Genomic DNA, 17,841 nt, shown 5'->3' with positions numbered 1-17,841 from the left:
CATGACCACCCTGCTCCACTACTGCGCCCTGGTGCGCTCGAAGAACGCCGGCCCCTTCACGCTCACCTTCGACTTCATGTGCCACGACGAGGACAGCTACAAGGCCCTGGTGGCCACCGGCTTCCTGAACAAGCAGTTGTTCGCCACGCTCTTCAACACCGACCCGGACAAGATCCTCCTGGTCAACCACCCCTTGGCCCTTGCAGTGAAGGTGTCGCTCCCGCGGCCGGTGGTCCAGGGCAGCCTGGCCGACACCGACTGCTACGCCGGCCAGCAGTACGCGCCGCTCATGGACATGGAAGTGGTCCCGGCATGATCGGCCCGCCAGCCGTCCCCATCTCCCGGGGGCTGCCGGCACACGGTCGTGGTCGGTGTCGGGCACTCGGCCGCCACCACGCTGCTCGCGCTCGCCGACCTGGCCGAGCAGGCGCCGGGCACCCGCATCACCTGGGCCATCCGCGCCGACGCGCGGGAGCGCGCCTACGGCGGCGGCGAGGCCGACGCCCTGCCCGCCCGCGGCTCCCTCGGCTCGGGCCTGCGCCTGCTCGTCGACAAGGGCCTCATCGACCTGGCCGCGGGCTGTTCAGCTACGGAGCGGCCTGGGAAGACACCGGCGAAGGGTCATCCGCGGCCGGGACCTTCCTGCAGGACCCAGCCGTTGCCGTCGAGATCGCTGAAGAAGGCGAACGCGTTCCACTCCCCGCCCTTGCCCGCGGCCATCGTGCCGTCCTTGCTGTAGTGCTGGACTTCGCTGACCTCGACGCCCCGCCCGGCCAGCTCGGCCCGCGCGGCGTCGATGTCGGTCACCACGAGCTGCAGCCCTCGCACCGTGCCGGGAGCGGCCCCGGTGTCGGCGCCGATGACGATCGAGCAGGCCGACCCGGGCGGGGTGAGCTGCACCACCCGCACATCGGCGCTGATCTGGGTGTCGTGGTCGGCCACGAAACCGAGCTGCTCGCTGTAGAACAGCTTCGCCTTCTCCACGTCGGCCACCGCGACCGGCACCACTTCGAGCTTGTAATCCATGATCCATATCCTTTCACGCGCTTGTGTTGTCAACGCGTCGATCGGCCCGCCCCTGATTCGACAGCCGGAGCAGACGAATCACCGGCAGCGTCCGCCAGACCGAGAGCGGCCCGCATCTCCTCAGCCGTCATCGAGTCCCGCCTCTTCCCTGAGTTCGCTTTTGAGGGCGGCTTCTAGACTGGTGTCGCTGTCCTCGACACCGCCACCGGGCAACACCCGGTACGGCATCTGTTCTGGCTTGATCCGCTTGATGGTGAGCAGATGGCCCTCGTGGTCGACCGGGATGGCGCGGACGCGTTCACGCATGAGAGGCATCCTTCCTCAAGGGAGTGGGCGGCGCGCAGGCTAGTGCAGCAACCAGCCGCTGCCGACGTGCAGGCTCTGACCGGTGATGAACGCGGCACCGGAGGTGGCTAAGAAGGTGACCGCCGCGGCGACGTCCGATGGCTGCCCGCGCCGGGGGAAGGCACTGGCGAGCAAGCTGGTCGCGCACAGGCGTGCAGGCACCCGGCGGCAGCTGGCGCTCGCGGTCTACCTGGATGGGGCCAGGAACCACCGCGTTGACGATGATGCCGTAGCCGCCGAGTCCTCGAAGGCCAGCGCCCGGGTCAGGCCGTGCAGCCTGGCTTTGGCCGCTGCGTAGGCGGCCAGACCGGCGCGGCCGCTGCGAGCAGTGATGCTGCCGACGTTGACGATACGCCCACCTCGATGTTCGACATGGCCGGGGTGACCGCCCGCGCGCACCGGTAGTGGCCGGTCAGGTTGAGGTCGATGGCCGCCATCCAGCGGTCCTCGGTCAGGTCGGCCCAGGCGATGCGCGGGTAGTCGCCTGCGTTGTTGACCAGGATGCGGAGGGGGGCGAGCTGTTCGGTGACGTCGGCGACCATGGCGGTCACGTCAGCGGTGCGGATGATGCGGGATCGGGATCTGCAGTGGGAGACCGAGTCCGGGCTGAACGTGGAGGAGAACTACAACGGCGTTAATGACTACATCCGGTTCGGCAAGCGCGGCGAGCTGGCTTCCAATCGGCGTGAGGAGCAGAAGACACGCTCGCCCTGCCGGAGTGGCAGGACGTACTGACCGACGCCGACCGGCGCGGCCTGACCCCGATCTTCCGCTCGAACATGAGCCCGTATGGCGAGATTCAGCTGCGGACCGATGGCCGCCTGGACCTGACCGGTCTGCCTGTCGCGGGACGCTGAGGGAGCTGTCACCGTTCGTCGCATGCAGCGGCGGCCGTCGTGGGCTGTGCCTGCGTGCGCTCCGATGACCTTCATGTAGCCTCGTTGCCATGGATTGTTACGGGTGTAACATAGGCGTGTGACGGATAATACGGAAGGTGAGGGCTGGCTGTTGGTCAGCGTGTCCACCGCCGGAGCCGCACCCACCCTGCGGGTGCAGGTGTGGCGCAAACTGCGTTCGCTCGGCGCGCTGTATCTGCAGCAGTCGGTGTGCTTGCTGCCGGAGCGCGAGCAAACCCTGCGGCAGGTACGCCGCCTACTGGACCGAGTGCATCAACAAGGTGGGACTGGCCGAATGCTGCGCCTGACCCTCACCGACCCAGCCGAAGAACGACAGATCATCGCCGAGTTCAACACCGCCCGCGACGCCGAATACACCGAGGTGCTGGAGCGCCTGCCCACCTTCCGCGCGGAACTGGCAGCCGAGCGCCAGCGCGGCCGGGCCACTTATGCCGAGGTCGAGGAGTCCGAGGCCGACCTGGAGCGGTTCCGGTCCTGGCTGGCCAAGATCGCCGCCCGGGACTACTTCGCCGCCCCGGCCGCCGCCATGGCCCAGTCCGCGGTCGAGGACGCCGCGGCGGATCTGGCGGCGTTCGAGCAGAGCGCGCTGGCAGCCGAAGCACCCGCCGAGATCAGCATCGCAGTGCCGGAGGCGCAGGAGGAGAGCGAGCAGGCATGACCGGGTCCTGGGGATGGGATCTGCTGATCGGGATCGCGGTCGCGCTGCTGGTCGCCTGGCTGGCGCTGATCGGCACGCTGGCGATCGTCCGGCCTCGCGGCAATCTGCTGCGGGAGGCGCTGCGCCTGCTGCCCGACGTGCTACGCCTGGTGCGCCGCTTAGCGGCCGACTCCGACCTGCCGCGCGGCGTGCGCGTGCGACTCGCGCTGCTGCTGGCCTACCTGGCCCTGCCGCTGGACCTCGTGCCCGATTTCATCCCGATACTCGGTTACGCCGACGACGCCATCATCGTCACGGCGGTGCTGCGTTCCGTGGTCCGCCGCGCCGGCCTGGAGGCGGTCCGGCGGCACTGGCCGGGTACCGATGACGGCTTCGCGGTCTTGGTCAAGCTGACCCGGCTCGACAAGCCCTCCGCCACGACCTGAGCCCATCCGGGGGGCATGGGTCGTCTCCATGCGAAACGGGGCAGGCCGGGACTGAGCGATGACCGCCCGGGAGAGCCGCCGGTACGCCGAGCGACGGCCTCCTCCCAGGGCGGTCAGGGACATGATCGCATGGTGTCGGCCAGCAGCCCATCAACGTGTTTCCCCTCGCGTGGCGGCCCCTGTGGCACAGGAGGTGAGTCTCCGATGGGCTGGCTACGGGGCTTCGGCCTCACCATGTGGCGCCAGGCCCGCATGGCCTCCTAGCCGAAACCGATCCCGGCCGCTCATCTGGCGCTTTGGGGGCGTCGGGCAGCGGGCTTTCAACGGGTGCGCATGCGGGTGCGGGGTCTGCGTGGCGGGCGCTGCTGGGTCCGCGCGGTCCGTGCGGTCGGGTGCTGGCGGATGGGAGCGGCGGGGCGCAGGTAGATGGTGGCGTCCAGTCCGCCGCCGGGAGCGGGGTTAAGGGTGATCTGGCCGCCGCCGGCGTGGGTGAGTTGCCGGACGATCGGCAGTCCCAGGCCGGTGCCGTCGTGGTGGGTGCTGCCGGGGGCGCGCCAGAACCGGTCGAAGGCGCGGGCGCGGTCGGCCGCGGTCATGCCCGGCCCTTGATCGATCACATGCAGCTGGACGTGCTGCGTGCCGTCGGCCGCGGTGGCGGGCTCGCCAGCGGGCTCGCGGTGCAGCGTGATCGTGCTGGCGGGCGGTGCGACGCGCAGCGCGTTGGAGACCAGGTTGTCGACGATCTGTTCCAGAGCTCCTGGGATGGCCTGGACCTTCCCCGCGGGCGGGCCGGTCACGGTGATCTGCACGTGGTGTTCGGCGGCCAGGGCCATCCAGGCGGCGGCCCGGTCGGCCAGCACCGCGTCCGCATCGACCGGCTCGGGTGCGGTGGCCGCGTGTTCCAGCCGGGCCAGCGCGAGCAGCCCGCCCACCATCCGGGCCAGCCGGTCCACCTCGCCGACGGCCTCCTCCAGGCTGGGGTGGGCGCGTGGGTGCAGGTAGGGTTCGAAGTTCTCCAGCCGCAGCCGCAGCGCGGTCAGCGGGGTTTTGAGCTGGTGGGAGGCCTCGGAGGCGAACGCGCGCTGGGCATGCAGCAGGTGCCGTAACCGGGTGGCGGTGCGGGTGAAGGTGGCGGCCAGGCTGCGCAGTTCGGCGGCCCGAGCCGGGACAGGGCCGGGTCGGGTTCGCGCCCGTCGGCCAGCGCGGCGGTGGCCGCCTCAAGGGCGCGGACCGGGCGGGTCACCCAGCGGGCCAGGGCGAGCGCGATCAGGGTGGCGGTGGCCAGCACGCATCCGCCGCCCAGGGCCAGCGCCGGCCAGATCGTCTGTACCCGCTCGGTGACGGCGCTCATGGGGTAGGTCAGGCGCAGTGCCCCGCGTACGGTGGCGCCCGAGGTGCCGGGCATAGCGGCCGACAGCACCTCGCCGGCCGGGGTGGCCTGGGTGCCGATCGTGGGCCGGTTGTCCAGGGCGGCGGCGATATCCGGTTCGCTGGACAGGTCGGTGCCTGCTTCCCGGGCGCCAGAGCCGGTGGCGGAATCGGTGGCGGAGTCGGCCAGGACGAGCCCGCTCCGGTCGACCACGACCACCCGCCCGCCGGTGCGCCCGGCGTACTGGCGGGCCAGATCGGGCAGGGCGGCGAGGTTGCCTTCCTCGATCTCTTCCTCGGCCAGTTCGGCCAGCATCGCGGCATCCCGTTCGACCGAGGCGGCAAAGCGGTCCCGCTCACCATCGGCGTAGACCAGACCGAGGGGGATCTCCAGCGCGGCGAGCGCCAGCAGCACCAGGCCCACGTAGCTGAGTAGCAGCCGCCGGGTCACCGGGGCACCGCGCCAGGCCGGTCGGCAGCCGGTGAGGTAGGGGTCTCGGCGGTGGGGTCTACCAGGCGGAAGCCGACTCCGCGCACGGTGGCGATCCAGGCCGTATCGCCGAGCTTGCGGCGCAGCGCCGCGATGTGCGCATCCAGCGTCTTGGTGGGGCCGAAGAAGTGCGGGTCCCATACCTCGTCCAGGATCTGCTGGCGGGAGTAGACCGCGCCGGCGTCGGTGGGCAGATACGCCAGCAGGTCGAACTCCTTGGGCGTCAACGCCACCGCGTCACCGGCCAGATGCACCTGGCGGGTGCGGCGATCGATGGCCAGCGGGCCGACGTGCTGCACCCCGTCCGCCGCGGACGGCGGCGCCGCGATACCGGGAGGAGCTTGAATCGGGCCGCCGGTGCGGGCGCGGCGCATCACCGACCGGCCGCTGCCCGCCACCCGTGACCGCGACGGCCGCTGGCTCGGCGGCTCCGTCGCCCAGTGGGTGGAGGAGCTGACCGGGGCGGTGCTGGAGTACGGCGCGTCGGGGTTCACGCTCTTCGCCGCCGACCACGGCAGCCCGGGCTCCACCACCCTGAGCCGCTGGGCCCAGGAGATCGCCCCGGCGGTCCGCGAAGCGATCGCGAAGTAGCGGCTCCGGCGAAGGCGAGCGCGCCCGAGCAGATCGGAACCGGGACGTCCACAGCGCCATGCCTCGGAAGGCACCGACCGCCGTCTCATGCCTCGGACGCGCCTGACAGCCGCCGGGGGCCTGACGAACGCGGCTGCCGGGTCTAGGAAGCGTAGTGCTGCACGGCGAATGCCACGGCCGCGGCGAGGTCGTTGTCGCTGGTGCCCCAGGCGGCCTGGACCGCGGGCCCCCAGGCGCGGCAGCTCGCGGCGGCGAACTCCTTCTCCTGCGGCGTGTCCCCCCAGGTCGCGAGCTGGAAAGCGACGTCGCGCAGGAACAGGTCGAGGCCGAGCAGCGCCAGGTCCCAGCCGACGCCGATGCCGATCGTGGCACCGGGCCCGTACATGCGGACCGTCCCGTCGACGGTCTCGGCTGGTGCGGCGTGCTCCAGCTCCAGCACGGTCCCACCGTCACCGCCGGGTGCCAGGCGTACTTCGACCTCGGTGGGCATGCCCTCGCCGAAGGTCCAGGTCACCTTGATCACATGGGGCCTCTCGCAGCGCAGGATCTCCCCGCCGGCGTTGCCCTTGAGCTGAAAGGTGCCGCCGAGCCGCAGGTCGCCCTCGATCGGGATGAGCCATCGGCCGATCTGGTCGGGGTCGGTGCAGGCGCTCCACACGTCCTCGATCGAGGCGTCGTACGTGCGCCGCAGCAGCAGCGACCGCCCCGCTCCGGTGGCGACCGCCTGGTCGCCGATCTCCCGGTGGGTGGCGTTGACCTGGTTGACGACGTCGATCATTCGCCCTATTCCTTCTCGTCGTTCGGGCTTGGTCGCGCCCGCCCACACTTATATAAGTCAACGCTAATTTTGGGGTACGAACGTTGGCGCGGGCCGAGAACCGGGAATTCCGGATTCGACTCGTTTGAGTTGTTCCGATCGCCCGCCGGTGAAACGAGAAATCTGCTCTTCCCGGCAGAGGGGAAGCACTGACGATTCCGTCCCTCATCTCCCGTCGAATCACCATGACCTTACGCAGGCGATTCCCTTCTTGGCGCATGTCGCTGATCGCTGTTACCGCCAACAAGGCAATCATGGCCAGCGAAGGTGACAGCGGCCATGTCTTTCAATGCCAACTACTCGTGAATCCGCGCCAGTGGCTGTCCAAGTACGCCGTCCCGCCTGCGGACGTGCAGAGAGCAACTGAAGACCTTCACAGGCTTCCGGCCCTACCCCTGCCATGCCCACAACGGCTGTCCTGGCAAGCGTGCTCGTCACCAGCGGGCCAATACAACAGTGCCGTGTGGTGGGTCGGGCGGTCTTGGGCTGCTCGTCGTCCACACATTCATGACACCGCAAGGGGGTGAGTTGTGCAGGTCATCATTCCAGGCGAGCCCATGCGGTACGGGCTGCGTCTGGTCGCCTATCAGCCGAACGGGCCGCGGCTCGGCGTGCTCGGTCAGCATCTCGGGTTCAAGGCCGGCATGCCGCACAACGACGTGTCGTCGCTGCGGCTGTCGTATCCGGCTGGCGCGGCCGGTGCCGAGTGGCTGGAATCGCCGGTGGAGATCGCGCTGGAGTACGCGGCGGCCGGCGGCTGGGTGGAGTCCGCGAACGGCCGTTTCCTGAGGATCAAGCGAGGCGGGGACAACACCGACCAGACCGGGAAGCGGAGCTACGACTGCCCGGGGTATGCGTGGATGACCCGCAAGCTGGTGCTCTACCCCGGCGGGCAGCCGCTGGTGGAAGGCAAGCGGCCGTTCAACGCGGTGAGCGCGGGCGCGATCCTGCGGACGCTGGTGAACGAGGCCCACGCGCGGGGCACCCTGAGCCACCTGGCGGTGGACGTCACAACCGAGCGCGACAGCGACGGCCAGTTTTGGGATAAGGCGCTGACGCTCGCGCTCGAACCCGGCACGGATCTGATGGCGCTGCTGCTCAATCTGGCCGAGCAGGGCGTGATCGACTGGCAGGTGAGCGGCCGGACGCTGCGGGTGTTCAACGAGGGCGGTGAGCTGGGCCGGGATCTGGCCAGCGGGCCGGGACCGGTCGATCTGCGGCTCGGGCGGGATGTCGACCAGGCGCCGGATGATGCCACGCTGGAGGATGTCTCCTCGGCCATCCTGATCGCGGGGGAGAGCAGCCTGTCGGTCGAGGTGACGAACCGGCCGCGACCACGCCGTGGGGCCGGTGGGAGAGCTACCAGAAGCAAGGCGGAATTGCGGACGAGGGGACTGCGAGGCTGCTCGCGCAGTACGCGCTGGAACGGGCGTCGAAGGAGCGGGTACAGCTGACCCGACAGGTCAAGCCGTACGCGGCCCGCTGGCTGCCGCTCCAGGACTACCGGGTGGGCGACTTCGTCCTCGCGCCCGGCGACGGCGCGGCTCCGCAGAGTCTGCGGATCCGTCAGATCACCCTCTCGTGTGACGCGGACGGGCTGATCGGCGGCAACCTAATCTTGAATGACCGGTTCCTCGAAACCGACATCAAGCTCGCCCGCCAGGCCGCGGGCATCCTCAACGGCGGCATCTCCTCCGGAGGCTCCGGCAGCGACCCGGCACCGGACACCGACGGCCGCGTGCCAGCCGCGCCCACGGGTCTGATCGTGCAGGCATCGGCGTACCTGGACCAGCACGGCTACGCCCAGGGGCAGGCCACCGTCACGTGGGGTGCGGTGGACTCCGACGTAGCCGGGGTCGCGCTGGACCCGGACGGCTACGAGGTGTACGCCCGCCGCAACCTTGCGGGTGAGCTGTGGCTGATGGTCGGGCAGACCGCCTCGGGTGATCTGCAGACGACGGTGTCGCCGCTGGTGGTGGGCTGGGAGTACGCGTTCAAGGTGCGGGCGCTGAATGCCGGCGTCAAGGGGGTGTTCTCTGAGCCGGTCGTGAAGCTCATCCCGGACGACACGACGCCTCCGCCGGTGCCGTCGACGCCGGTCGTGGCGGCCCGGCTCGGCGTCATCCACGTGGAGTGGGACGGCCTAGGGGTGGGCGGTGTGCCAATGCCAATCGACTTCGAGCGGGTGCACGTGTGGATGCGTGACCCGCTCGACGCCGAGGACCTGGGAGCGAGGGTCGGCTACCTGGACACGGCCGGGACCGAGGTCATCCCCGGCCAGCCCTATGAGGCGGACCGCGAAATCTGGCTGACGAGCGTTGACCGGTCGAGGAACGAATTGACGCAGTCGGGCCACGTCGCACATGACCCCGCCGAGGAGCAGCCCGAGCCCGGCCGGATTCCCCTGCCCCAGCCATCTATCGAGCCGAGTCTCAGGCGGCGTAAGCGCACAGCCCGGGTGCAATGGCGAAATTCCGAGCGATACATCCCGGAACTGGCGCGGCACTCGGGTCAACCACTGCTGTCGTGTCGGCGGATCCATTGACCGGCCTCGGGGAACAGCCGAGCAGCCAGTGGCGGTAAGGAGTCTTCAACCTGGTCAACGGCCCGAACATTTGCTGATCGGGCGCTCAGGGCTCCGGAGTTCAGGCAGCGGAACAAGCTCGGACTGACAGTGCGGTCTGGCGTGTTCTCACAGGTCGTCCTGCTCAGAGTCCATCACGATGTCAGCCGGTCAACATGATCATCAGCGCTTATCGCTACTGGCTGCTCGGCTGTTCCCCAAGGCCGGTCAACCCGACAGCGCCACGCCGCCATGTCGCGCACCGCCTTCGCCACCCGCTTCAAGCAGACAGCTGGCCGGCCACCCCTGACCTATCTGAACGAGTTGTGCATGAAACTGGCCGATCAGGCCCTTCGTACCGGCACCGATTCCATCTCCAAGATCGCGGCAGCCAGCGGATACGGTTCCGTCAGCGCCTTCAGCACCGCGTTCAAACGCGCCACCGGCCTCGCCCCCCGCACAGCGCGCTCCCACCGGACAGGGCACACCGCCCCAGCGGCACCAACGGCAATGGATACCGCTCAACCCTGGTAGATCACTTCCCTCTCGGCCGAGGCTGTTGAACTGTCGGGTGCCTCTGGCAGCGTGCAATCACTTCCGAGCGGCTTGGTGACCCTCAGCAAGCAGGCTCGGTCTCATTGCGAGTGACCGCTGCCCAGCACCACCCCTTGGCCGGGCCGCCCGGCCGGCTAGGTCTCCTCCGAGCAGCCCCTGAGGGCTGGTCTCGGATCTCGTGCCGCAGCTTCCCGGAGCGGGATCACAGAGGGGCCGACCAGGTCGGCAGGTGTCAGTCGGTGATCTGGGTGTTCTTTCGGCGTTCATAGTGGCGGCGCGCCTTCATGCGGTTGCCGCAGCCGGACATCGAGCACCATCGGGCGCTGTTGCTCTTGGAGTGGTCGACATAGAAGAGCGTGCACTCGTCGGTGTTCTCGCATGCGCGCAGGCGACCGGGGGCGGTGTGCTGGAGGGCGTCCCAGGCGACGACGGCTCGGGCCGCCAGGGTGTGCGCGCGAGGGGCCGCGAGCCGCCAGCCGATGCCGGTGTCGCCGATGACCGGCTGGTAGCTGACGCCGCGAAGCGCGGGGGCGAGCGCCGCCGGCGCGGCTTGGGCGTGCACCAGCGCCTGGAGCGTGTCGCGAGTCGAGCGGAGGAGTTCCAGGTCTTCGGCGAGGTGCTCGTCTCCCGCGTGCTCCGCGATCCAGGCGTAGGCCTCCTCGGGGTCGGCGAGCCGATCGGTCACCTGTCCGGCGACGGTCGGGGTCGTATTCAGCAGGGCCAGGAGCAGCCCCTCGTCCACATTCGCGATCTTCATCGCCATCTAACCTCCGTTCTCGTTTGACAAGGTTATACCCCCGTGTCTACGGTCTAACCATCAACGAGCTTGAAGAAGGTTAGAAAAGGAGAGGCGCGCTCATGAGCGATCAGAAGGTCGTCATCATCACCGGTGCATCCCAGGGCATCGGGGCCGGTCTCGTCGAGGCCTACCGCAAGATCGGGTACGCCGTCGTGGCCAATTCCCGCTCCATCAAGCCCAGCGACGATCAGTACGTCGTCGCCGTGGCCGGCGACATCGCCGACCCGGCCACCGCCGAGAACATCGTCACCACCGCGCTGGAGCGGTTCGGCCGCATCGACTCGCTGGTCAACAATGCCGGCATCTTCACCGCCAAGCCGTTCACCGACTTCACCGCGGAGGACTACAAGAACAACATCGGCATCAACCTGGGCGGATTCTTCTACCTGACCCAGCGCGTCATCGCTCAGCTGCTCAAGCAGGGCGGTGGCGGCCACGTCGTCAACGTGACCACCACCCTGGTCGAGTCGGCCAACTCCGCCATCCCCTCGGTGCTGGCCTCGGTGACCAAGGGCGGCCTGGCGGCCGCCACCAAGTCTCTGGCGATCGAGTACGCCGCCCGCGGCATCCGCGTCAACGCCGTCTCCCCGGGCTTCATCGACACCCCCATCCAGGGCGGCGCCACCCCGGAGCAGCTGGCGCAGCTCCACCCCAACAAGCGCACCGGCACCGTCGAGGACATCGCCAGGGGCGTCATCTACCTCGAGGAGTCGCCGCTGGTCACCGGCGAGTTCCTGCACGTCGACGGCGGCCTCAGCGCCGGCCGCTGAACTTCGGCGACCGAGCGAAAAGGAGCGGGAACATGGCAGGCGAGAAGAGCAACGAGGAGATCTTCACGAGTGTCCTCGACATCTGGAAACACGGCATCGACGTGCACGACACCACCGAGATCGGGTCGACCTTCGCCGAGGACGCCATCTTCCAGGGCGGTCACCCCGACCCCTCGCGAGGGCGCGACGCCGTGGTGGCCTACTACGACCCCGAGCCGCTGACCGGGGTCGAGTACGAGATCATCGACGCCCGCCGCTCGGCGGACAATGTGATCGTCGGCTACGCGACCGCGCACTTCGAGTTCCCCGGCGACACTCCGACCGTCCACCGGCACGTGACCATGGTGCTCGAACGCACCGGGGAACAGTGGCTCATCGGCCATTACCACGTGTCGCTGATTCCGGCCCCGCACTGAGCCGGACCCGCCGGGCGGTCGTCACGGTCGGGGGATGACCGGGAGCAGGGCCGGGCGTTTGGCCGTCCGGCCGTCGCCGCTCGACTGGCCCCGGATGCGGCGGATCACCCACGGGCCGAGGAAGGCGGCGGCCCAGCGCATCTCGGCCCCGGTGCGGAACAGGGCGTTCGGGCGGCGGATCGGGGGGAGGTCGCCGGTCCAGGTGAGATCGCGCCGCTACCCCCGGCCCCTCCGGCCGACCTGATCTTCTCCACCGCGCAGGAGACCCGAGGTCGGCCGGCAGGCGGACGACGGGCGGTGCGGTCGGCGAACCGCAGGAGGAAGCCGAAGACGATCAGCGTGGTGTCCACAGGCGCAGGTCGCGACGCGCACCATCTCGATCTCGCGGTGCGCGGAGTCCGCTCTCCGGAAGTGACGAGCAAGATCAGCCGCCATCTGGAGCGGCTGCGCGCCTGGATCGTTGTCCAACACCTCAGCCGTGTCCCAGCGCCGCGAGGGTGTCACCGATCAGATGGCTCCGCCGTTGGCGTAGAGGACCTGGCCATTGATCCATCGCGCCGGGCCGGCGAGGAAAAGGACGACCTCGGCAATGTCGTCGGGGGTGCCGATCCGCTCCAGCGGCGAGCGCTCAGCGATCCCCGCGCGGAGCTCTTCACGGCCCGCAAGGAAACTCCTGCAACATGTCCGTCTCGATGGCGCCGGGTGCGACGGCATTGACCGTGACATCGCGGCCGCGCAACTCCCGCGCCAGCAGCAGAGTCAGCGCCTCCACTCCACCCTTGGTCATGGTGTAGGCGGCATTGCCTGGGTTCGAGAACCGGGTGACAGAGCTGGAGAAGTTGATGAGCGCACCGCCCGGTCGCAACCTGCGGGCTGCCTGCTGGTCCACGATGAAGGTGCCGCGAAGGTTGATGCGAAGGGCCTGGTCGAGCAGATCAAGGTCGAAGTCGGCGACCGAACCCCTGGACAGGGCGCTAGCGGCGTGCACGACCACGTCCACGCCGCCGAAAGCCTCCTCCGCCGTGTCGAAGAGGGTCGCCACCTCATCCTCTTGTGCGACGTCCGCGCGCACGGCCATGGCCGTGCCGCCGGCGGCGGTGATGCCTTCGACCGCGGCATTCGCGGCCTCAGCAGATTGTGCGTAGCTGACGACGACGGCCAGCCCGCTTGCGGCCAGGCGCTCGGCGACGCGCCGGCCTATGCCGCGTGACCCTCCGGTGATGATGGCGACGCGCTGGGCTGTGGTGGTGGTCATGCGGTCTCTCCGGTCTCGTGCCCGTCCTGACGACAGGCGGCGGCGTACTGTCCGCTTTCAGTCTGGGATCGACAGATCGGGACTCGGAATGCTTGAAAGTCCCGAAAAGTTGCGCGACAGTACAGGAGTGTCCCGGCATGTTCACCTGCCCGCCCCCGCCCCCGGCGACCCGCTCAGCGAAGCGCTCACCCTCAGCGAGGCGCGCTCAGTCATCTCTGGCGGTTTCCGGGCGACGGCGCCGTGGGCCCTTCGGTTCTGGCCGCGGGCCCGGCTGAAGCTGGCCGCTGTCGTCTCAGGCTCCTGCTGGCTGACGGCGAACGGCCCTCAAGCTCCGCTGCTGCTGGGTGCGGGCGATGTGGCCGTCCTCAACGACGTCAAGAGCGTGCAACTCGCCTCCGATCCAGGGCTCGCACCAGCTGAGGCGGCACCGATGTTCGGCCCGGGCCGCGAAACGATCGTGCGGATCACCAGCCATCACCGGGAACACGGCGCAGCGCCCGCGGAGGAGACGAACGTCCCGGCCGACCCGAGCACCGTGATCATCGGAGGCCATGTCGCCCTGAACGCCACCGGCGAGGAACTGCTACTGGCCGCGCTCCCGCCGCTCACGCGCATCGGCGCGGAAAGCGCCGAGGCCCCGGTCGTCCAATGGATCCTCGATCGTCTCTTGCACGAACTGCATGCCGAACGGCCAGGCACCCATCACGCATCCCATCAATACGCCCAGCTTCTGCTCGTCGAAGTGCTCCGCTCCACGCTGGCGGCCTCGCCCGAGTCCTTCCCCGCCGGCTGGCTGCGCGCACTGGCTGACCCGCACCTCGCACCGGCCCTACGCCGCATGCATGCCGATCCTGGCCGCCGCTGGCATCTCGAAGAACTCGCCCAGGCTGCCGCGATGTCGCGCACCAGCTTCAGCGTGCGCTTCCGCACGGCGGCGGGCATACCCCCTCTCACCTACCTCCACCACTGGCGCATGCACATCGCCGAACGCGCTCTTTCTCACGATGAGACGCTGATCGCCTCCCTGGCTTCGAGCCTCGGTTACGCCTCCGAGAGTGCCTTCAGCAACGCCTTCAAACGCACTCATGGATATTCGCCGCGCAACTACCGCGCGAAAATCCACACACGACAGCAATCGGGAGCGCCGACGATTCCCGATGGTCAGAGCGCATCCGCCGATGCTTGACCTCGCACTTTCACAAGGCGGGCTGCCCTGGAATTGATCAGAAACACGGAAAGTGCCTTCGACATGCAACCGATAGGACTTGCTGAGCCTGGATCCACAGTGTGACTTGGATCGTTCGATGTCGTCATTTTGGGATCGCTATTTGTCGTGGTCACTGGTTTTCGATCTTGACGCCCTGGATTGGATTCCTTGAGAACTCCAAGGCCTCTACCCGCTCAGCTGGTGGAGAGGGCAACGGCCTGTTTGGGGTGTTGTGGTTGCTGGTGGGCCTCGGATTCGAAGTCGTGTCGGGCTCACATCGTGCCGATGACGAGGTTCTTCCGGGCGGTTTCGACGACTTCCTTGGTGACGGTGGAGATGTTGTTGATTTTCAGGACGCGTTCGATCTGGCCGACGAGGCGGACGGTGAGGCGGAAGTTGCCGCTGGTGATGCGGGTGATGGCGGCGAGGGCTTCGGTGGTGGCGTAGTCGTCGGTGTCGCCGAGGCTGAGGGGTGAGGGCACCTCCGTGTGTGTCCGATCCGCTTGCCAGGCCGTCCTGGGGTCGGGACGGCCTGGCAAGCGTGCTCGATGGTTCCCAGTGCAGGACCTCCTTGCGCGGGATGCGGGGAGCAGGCTTGAAGTCGGTGCCGAGGGTGAAGACCAGCGGGATGAACGCCGCCAGTATGACCTCCTCGAACGGCACGCCGAGCACCTTAGCCAGCTCGCGTTCGAGCGGTCCCTGTGCGGTGGTCCACACCCACGCCGCGTGCCCCGGCGGCCAGCATGAAACTCCACACGGCCGGAAGGATCGATCCCCACGCTCCCGCCTGCGCGGCCACCGGGGCGCGGTCGGTGCCTCCCTCCACGCCCGGCCAGTTGGTCAGTTGGCGAGCCTGGGGTCCCTGGAGCGCGCGATCATGGACGTGCTGTGGGATGCCCGGAAACCGATGCGCGTCAGGGAACTGCTGGTCAGGCTCAACGAGGAGCGCGAACTGGCGTACACGACGGTGCAGACCGTGGCCGAGCGGCTGGTGAAGAAGGGGCTGCTCGAACGTACGCCCTACCGCAACGCGTTCCGAGCGCGTCAGCCGAACGAGCACTTCACCTCAAGTTCGGCGGTGCCCGGGGCCTTTTCGTCGACCGTGCAGCTCCCCCGCAGCACCGGGCCGTTCGCGGAGGAACCCGGGGCGGCGTCTATGGAGAACAGCCAGAGCCCGCGAGGGAGCGCGGCGTGTGACTCCGCGTCCTCGGAGAAGTAGAACTTCCCGCTCGCGCCCTGGATGAGGCCGCCCACACCGAGCCCACGCAGGTTGTACGCGACGCTCTCGGCGATGTTGACCGACTCGTCGACGTCAGAGGCCTTGATCTTGTTGATCGCCGACGTGACGGCCAGCAGCGCGTCATAGCCCATCCACGCGTGCACGCGGGACACGCCCACCGCCTTGACGCTCGCGATCCAGTTCTCGATCTCCGTCTGGGTACGGTTGCCGCCTTGCCCCTGTCGCATGTCGTTGAGCGCGACGAACGAGATCGCCGGCTTGTTGGTGAAGTCATTCTTGACGAGGAGCTGGGCCAGCTTCTCGGTGACGTCGTCGCTCGCCAGGATCTGCACCTTGTCCCCGCACTGGTGCTCCCGGGTGTCGGCCACGGTGTTCAGGAAGGTGGCCCGGCCGGTGTAGAGCAGCACCTCCGCACCGTCCTGGCAGGCCAGGTCGACCTTGCTGGCCAGCTCGTCCTGGTCGGCGAACCGGTACTGCTCGGCGGATCCGTACGGGCCCTTGGCCAGCGCGTCCGCGAGGTCCTTGCTGTAGAGCTCGCGGTCCTCCGCGTCGCGTTCGACCAGGATGGCGACCCGCCGCGGAGGGACCGGCGCACCTCCGGGGAGCCCGTGGTCGAGCCACAGCTCGAACGCCCGCGCCTGCGCGGAGTTGGGAGCCGCCATGCGGAAGAAGTACGGCGAAGGACGACCTTGGTAGACCAGCGGGGTCAGGTCGGCCGAGTTGGTGGTGCTGAGAATCGGGATGTGCGCGTCGCTGAGCACCCGGATGGCGTCCTGCGTCTCGGTCCTGCTCCACGCGAGCCCGATCACCCCTGCCACGTCCGGGTCACCGGCCGCGCGCTGCCTGATCATCCTGGCGGCGAACTCGGAGTGCCGGAAGTACTGCCCGCTGTTGGCCAGCTCCACCTTGATCTGCCAGCTGCCGAGCCGGTTGTAGGCTCCCTGGCGGGCCGCGATGCCGGACAGTTCGCCGGCCGAGCCGCCCGTCTGGTCGTCGCCCGGATGTGACGTGGTGAGCACGCCGAGATAGAAGACCGTGATGACCCGCTGCCTCGTGTCGATGGCCTCGTTCTGCTGCTTGATCCGCTCAAGAATGGGCAAGAGGGCCGGGTCGGGGGCGATCTCGGCAAGGTTGTCGCTCAGGCCGACGCACTGCTGCTCGGCCGACATCATGCCGGAGCCGCAGCCGAACCAGTTGCTGCCGTAGACGTACAGCGGCGGGGCGAGCAGCAGCGCCACCATCGCGAGCCAGTAGCCGACGGCACGGGCTTTGACCCCCCTCAGCCGCGGTTCGTAGGTGTCCGTGAGCACCAGCTTGTCGCCGGCGAGACGCAGCCGCGGCTCCGGCCCGCGCAGCGCCACGCGCGAGCGCCAGTCCTCGACGTCCTCGGTGATGGTCCGCGGCTCTCGGTCGGCCGGCGGCGGCACCGGCTGCCCCGGGTCCTCGACGATCACCAGCAGCGGCGGCACGATGTCCGTTTCGTACAGGACCTCGTCAAGGATCCGCAGGAGCCGCGCGTGGACCGGATCATCCGCGTCGAGCACCAGCAGGGCGTACAGTCCGCGACCCCAGCTCGGCCACGGGATCCGCGGCCACTTGCGGTACGCCTGGCGCAGGTCCTCCAGCATCGCGTAGACCAGCAGCTTCTCGATCTCCGGCTCTGACGCGTTCATCAGCTGCAGCGCGTACTTGGGGCGGCTCTCGCCGGCGGTGCGGCGCAGGTCCTTGTACCGGTGGAGGCGGAACCACCGGGAGAAGGCCGTGCCGCGGATGAAGCGCACCGCCTGTAACGCGATCGCGCCGACGCCCAGCAGCAATGCGAGAAGGCCGGGTGCCAGCGGGATCAGGTCGGTGATCCCGGCGTCCAGCCACCAGGCGACCACGGTGGCGACCGGCACGAAGAAGACCGCGGCCCGCACGAGGAAGTCGCCCGCCGCCCACCGCTTGCGGCTGTCGGCCTGCAGGCTGGGACGCACCCCGAACCTGGCCCTGAACCGATGCTTGAGCTCCTCCTGCCCGGGGCGCGAGTCAGGAGGTGGCGGCCACCTTGCCTTCGGCCACTCCTCCGGCCTCTTGTCGCGCTGGGCCCGGGCCCACAACACGAATTCCGTCAGCGGGAAGCGTGGGGCGGGCAGCAGGGTGTTGCCGACCGTGTTGCCGCCCAGAGCGCCATTGGCGCCGGCCAGCGCGTCCACTAGCTCGGCCAGCGATTTGTTCGCGCCCTTCTCCGGCCTCGCGTACGGCAGGCGCGCCTTGAAACGCTCCGCCAGCTGCGCGGCCGCACCGGCCCGCGCTCCGGTGACGACCAACACGGGCAGCGGGAGGTCCCGCCAGAAGGGCCGCCGCAGCAGACCCTCCACCACCTCTCGCGAATCCTGTTCTGAGGGCATGGCGCCACC

At 69.0% G+C, this 17,841-nt stretch carries 22 protein-coding genes and 3 pseudogenes; 12 read left to right on the top strand and 13 right to left on the bottom strand.

The genetic code is table 11. From position 1 onward, the window contains the following. The first annotated feature begins 1 nt into the window (after window position 1). A complete protein-coding gene (locus BLS95_RS03875; protein WP_090929394.1) occupies window positions 2-316 on the top strand; it encodes a DUF4387 domain-containing protein in 315 nt (104 codons plus the stop codon). Between the two features lie 305 nt (window positions 317-621). Here the strand turns inward: BLS95_RS03875 and BLS95_RS03870 are convergent, their stop codons facing one another. From BLS95_RS03870 to BLS95_RS57590, 3 genes and pseudogenes are all read right to left on the bottom strand, one after another. Continuing rightward, window positions 622-1,026 (bottom strand): VOC family protein, encoded by a 405-nt coding sequence (locus BLS95_RS03870; protein WP_090929392.1) that lies wholly within the window; start codon window positions 1,024-1,026, stop codon window positions 622-624. 120 nt (window positions 1,027-1,146) lie between these two features. Next, complete coding sequence (locus BLS95_RS03865; protein ID WP_218135589.1) at window positions 1,147-1,332, bottom strand: NUDIX domain-containing protein; 186 nt, start codon at window positions 1,330-1,332, stop codon at window positions 1,147-1,149. Between the two features lie 39 nt (window positions 1,333-1,371). Beyond that, a pseudogene (locus tag BLS95_RS57590) lies at window positions 1,372-1,913 on the bottom strand (SDR family NAD(P)-dependent oxidoreductase). Here BLS95_RS57590 and BLS95_RS57585 point away from each other — a divergent pair. From BLS95_RS57585 to BLS95_RS03840, 3 genes are all read left to right on the top strand, one after another. Beyond that, window positions 1,912-2,106 (top strand): transposase, encoded by a 195-nt coding sequence (locus BLS95_RS57585; RefSeq protein WP_245764817.1) that lies wholly within the window; start codon window positions 1,912-1,914, stop codon window positions 2,104-2,106. The pseudogene BLS95_RS57590 and the gene BLS95_RS57585 sit on opposite strands and share 2 nt — an antisense overlap. 240 nt (window positions 2,107-2,346) lie before the next feature. Continuing rightward, window positions 2,347-2,946, top strand: coding sequence for a Chromate resistance protein ChrB (locus tag BLS95_RS03845; RefSeq protein WP_090929385.1), 600 nt, complete (start codon window positions 2,347-2,349; stop codon window positions 2,944-2,946). Continuing rightward, the gene (locus BLS95_RS03840; RefSeq protein ID WP_090929383.1) at window positions 2,943-3,371 is read left to right on the top strand and encodes a YkvA family protein; all 429 of its coding nucleotides are present in this window, start codon (window positions 2,943-2,945) and stop codon (window positions 3,369-3,371) included. Before BLS95_RS03845 ends, BLS95_RS03840 begins: the two co-directional genes overlap by 4 nt. Before the next feature lie 320 nt (window positions 3,372-3,691). Here the strand turns inward: BLS95_RS03840 and BLS95_RS56710 are convergent, their stop codons facing one another. The 4 genes and pseudogenes from BLS95_RS56710 to BLS95_RS03830 all read right to left on the bottom strand — a co-directional run bounded on the left by BLS95_RS56710 (window position 3,692) and on the right by BLS95_RS03830 (window position 5,528). Then, window positions 3,692-4,324, bottom strand: a complete 633-nt coding sequence (locus tag BLS95_RS56710) for a sensor histidine kinase (protein WP_218135588.1) — start codon at window positions 4,322-4,324, stop codon at window positions 3,692-3,694. A 3-nt stretch (window positions 4,325-4,327) separates the two neighbouring features. Then, a pseudogene (locus BLS95_RS59730) lies at window positions 4,328-4,402 on the bottom strand (hypothetical protein); the annotation flags it as partial. Window positions 4,403-4,407: 5 nt separating this feature from the next. Beyond that, window positions 4,408-5,190: a hypothetical protein gene (locus BLS95_RS56705; protein WP_218135587.1), complete on the bottom strand. Its 783-nt coding sequence runs from the start codon at window positions 5,188-5,190 to the stop codon at window positions 4,408-4,410. After that, the gene (locus tag BLS95_RS03830) at window positions 5,187-5,528 is read right to left on the bottom strand and encodes a winged helix-turn-helix domain-containing protein (RefSeq protein WP_245764816.1); all 342 of its coding nucleotides are present in this window, start codon (window positions 5,526-5,528) and stop codon (window positions 5,187-5,189) included. The genes BLS95_RS56705 and BLS95_RS03830 overlap by 4 nt, the downstream gene beginning before the upstream one ends. Before the next feature lie 58 nt (window positions 5,529-5,586). Here BLS95_RS03830 and BLS95_RS03825 point away from each other — a divergent pair, with 58 nt between their 5' ends. Then, window positions 5,587-5,820, top strand: coding sequence for a hypothetical protein (locus BLS95_RS03825; protein WP_245764815.1), 234 nt, complete (start codon window positions 5,587-5,589; stop codon window positions 5,818-5,820). A 142-nt stretch (window positions 5,821-5,962) separates the two neighbouring features. Here BLS95_RS03825 and BLS95_RS03820 read toward each other — a convergent pair whose 3' ends face one another. Then, window positions 5,963-6,598, bottom strand: coding sequence for an SRPBCC family protein (locus BLS95_RS03820; protein ID WP_090929381.1), 636 nt, complete (start codon window positions 6,596-6,598; stop codon window positions 5,963-5,965). A 569-nt stretch (window positions 6,599-7,167) separates the two neighbouring features. Here BLS95_RS03820 and BLS95_RS03815 point away from each other — a divergent pair. From BLS95_RS03815 to BLS95_RS59725, 3 genes are all read left to right on the top strand, one after another. Then, window positions 7,168-8,091 carry a hypothetical protein gene (locus tag BLS95_RS03815; protein ID WP_090929379.1) on the top strand — a complete coding sequence of 308 codons (924 nt, stop codon included), beginning with the start codon at window positions 7,168-7,170 and terminating at the stop codon, window positions 8,089-8,091. A 53-nt stretch (window positions 8,092-8,144) separates the two neighbouring features. Next, entirely contained in the window at window positions 8,145-9,182 is a 1,038-nt protein-coding gene (locus tag BLS95_RS03810; protein WP_090929377.1) for a fibronectin type III domain-containing protein, read from the top strand. 270 nt (window positions 9,183-9,452) lie between these two features. Beyond that, window positions 9,453-9,734, top strand: a complete 282-nt coding sequence (locus BLS95_RS59725; protein WP_090929375.1) for a helix-turn-helix transcriptional regulator — start codon at window positions 9,453-9,455, stop codon at window positions 9,732-9,734. Between the two features lie 253 nt (window positions 9,735-9,987). On the opposite strand, the gene BLS95_RS03800 is transcribed toward BLS95_RS59725, so the two are convergent. Next, window positions 9,988-10,518, bottom strand: a complete 531-nt coding sequence (locus BLS95_RS03800) for a CGNR zinc finger domain-containing protein (RefSeq protein ID WP_218135586.1) — start codon at window positions 10,516-10,518, stop codon at window positions 9,988-9,990. Between the two features lie 95 nt (window positions 10,519-10,613). Between BLS95_RS03800 and BLS95_RS03795 the strand changes: the two genes are divergently transcribed. Both BLS95_RS03795 and BLS95_RS03790 read left to right on the top strand, forming a co-directional pair. Continuing rightward, window positions 10,614-11,324 (top strand): SDR family NAD(P)-dependent oxidoreductase, encoded by a 711-nt coding sequence (locus tag BLS95_RS03795; protein ID WP_090929373.1) that lies wholly within the window; start codon window positions 10,614-10,616, stop codon window positions 11,322-11,324. Between the two features lie 32 nt (window positions 11,325-11,356). After that, complete coding sequence (locus tag BLS95_RS03790) at window positions 11,357-11,740, top strand: YybH family protein (protein WP_090929371.1); 384 nt, start codon at window positions 11,357-11,359, stop codon at window positions 11,738-11,740. A 507-nt stretch (window positions 11,741-12,247) separates the two neighbouring features. On the opposite strand, the gene BLS95_RS59500 is transcribed toward BLS95_RS03790, so the two are convergent. Then, on the bottom strand, window positions 12,248-12,454 hold the full coding sequence (locus BLS95_RS59500) for an SDR family oxidoreductase (protein ID WP_342742668.1): 207 nt from the start codon (window positions 12,452-12,454) through the stop codon (window positions 12,248-12,250). Beyond that, window positions 12,393-12,995 (bottom strand): SDR family NAD(P)-dependent oxidoreductase, encoded by a 603-nt coding sequence (locus BLS95_RS03785; RefSeq protein WP_342742667.1) that lies wholly within the window; start codon window positions 12,993-12,995, stop codon window positions 12,393-12,395. The genes BLS95_RS59500 and BLS95_RS03785 overlap by 62 nt, the downstream gene beginning before the upstream one ends. Window positions 12,996-13,122: 127 nt before the next feature. Between BLS95_RS03785 and BLS95_RS03780 the strand changes: the two genes are divergently transcribed. Further along, a complete protein-coding gene (locus tag BLS95_RS03780; protein ID WP_218135585.1) occupies window positions 13,123-14,181 on the top strand; it encodes an AraC family transcriptional regulator in 1,059 nt (352 codons plus the stop codon). A gap of 293 nt (window positions 14,182-14,474) precedes the next feature. On the opposite strand, the gene BLS95_RS03775 is transcribed toward BLS95_RS03780, so the two are convergent. Then, window positions 14,475-14,684, bottom strand: a complete 210-nt coding sequence (locus tag BLS95_RS03775) for a hypothetical protein (protein WP_090929368.1) — start codon at window positions 14,682-14,684, stop codon at window positions 14,475-14,477. A 98-nt stretch (window positions 14,685-14,782) separates the two neighbouring features. Here BLS95_RS03775 and BLS95_RS59720 point away from each other — a divergent pair. After that, window positions 14,783-15,214: pseudogene (locus tag BLS95_RS59720) on the top strand (BlaI/MecI/CopY family transcriptional regulator); the annotation flags it as partial. A 32-nt stretch (window positions 15,215-15,246) separates the two neighbouring features. On the opposite strand, the gene BLS95_RS57575 reads toward BLS95_RS59720, so the two are convergent. Beyond that, window positions 15,247-17,832 carry an ABC transporter substrate-binding protein gene (locus BLS95_RS57575; protein WP_245764814.1) on the bottom strand — a complete coding sequence of 862 codons (2,586 nt, stop codon included), beginning with the start codon at window positions 17,830-17,832 and terminating at the stop codon, window positions 15,247-15,249. Window positions 17,833-17,841: the final 9 nt, after the last annotated feature.

The sequence above is a fragment of the Nonomuraea jiangxiensis genome (assembly GCF_900099965.1).
In the GTDB taxonomy this organism is placed as follows: domain Bacteria; phylum Actinomycetota; class Actinomycetes; order Streptosporangiales; family Streptosporangiaceae; genus Nonomuraea; species Nonomuraea jiangxiensis.
This window is presented reverse-complemented; position numbering and strand designations above follow the sequence as displayed.

Bases quoted from the DNA above. Each gene is read 5' to 3' on its own strand.
- BLS95_RS03875 (WP_090929394.1), top strand. From the start codon at position 2: ATGACCACCCTGCTCCACTACTGCGCCCTGGTGCGCTCGAAGAACGCC.
- BLS95_RS03870 (WP_090929392.1), bottom strand. From the start codon at position 1,026: ATGGATTACAAGCTCGAAGTGGTGCCGGTCGCGGTGGCCGACGTGGAG.
- BLS95_RS03865 (WP_218135589.1), bottom strand. From the start codon at position 1,332: ATGCGTGAACGCGTCCGCGCCATCCCGGTCGACCACGAGGGCCATCTG.
- BLS95_RS57585 (WP_245764817.1), top strand. From the start codon at position 1,912: ATGGCGGTCACGTCAGCGGTGCGGATGATGCGGGATCGGGATCTGCAG.
- BLS95_RS03840 (WP_090929383.1), top strand. From the start codon at position 2,943: ATGACCGGGTCCTGGGGATGGGATCTGCTGATCGGGATCGCGGTCGCG.
- BLS95_RS03820 (WP_090929381.1), bottom strand. From the start codon at position 6,598: ATGATCGACGTCGTCAACCAGGTCAACGCCACCCACCGGGAGATCGGC.
- BLS95_RS59725 (WP_090929375.1), top strand. From the start codon at position 9,453: ATGTCGCGCACCGCCTTCGCCACCCGCTTCAAGCAGACAGCTGGCCGG.
- BLS95_RS03800 (WP_218135586.1), bottom strand. From the start codon at position 10,518: ATGGCGATGAAGATCGCGAATGTGGACGAGGGGCTGCTCCTGGCCCTG.
- BLS95_RS03795 (WP_090929373.1), top strand. From the start codon at position 10,614: ATGAGCGATCAGAAGGTCGTCATCATCACCGGTGCATCCCAGGGCATC.
- BLS95_RS03790 (WP_090929371.1), top strand. From the start codon at position 11,357: ATGGCAGGCGAGAAGAGCAACGAGGAGATCTTCACGAGTGTCCTCGAC.
- BLS95_RS59500 (WP_342742668.1), bottom strand. From the start codon at position 12,454: ATGCCGTCGCACCCGGCGCCATCGAGACGGACATGTTGCAGGAGTTTC.
- BLS95_RS03785 (WP_342742667.1), bottom strand. From the start codon at position 12,995: ATGACCACCACCACAGCCCAGCGCGTCGCCATCATCACCGGAGGGTCA.
- BLS95_RS57575 (WP_245764814.1), bottom strand. From the start codon at position 17,832: ATGCCCTCAGAACAGGATTCGCGAGAGGTGGTGGAGGGTCTGCTGCGG.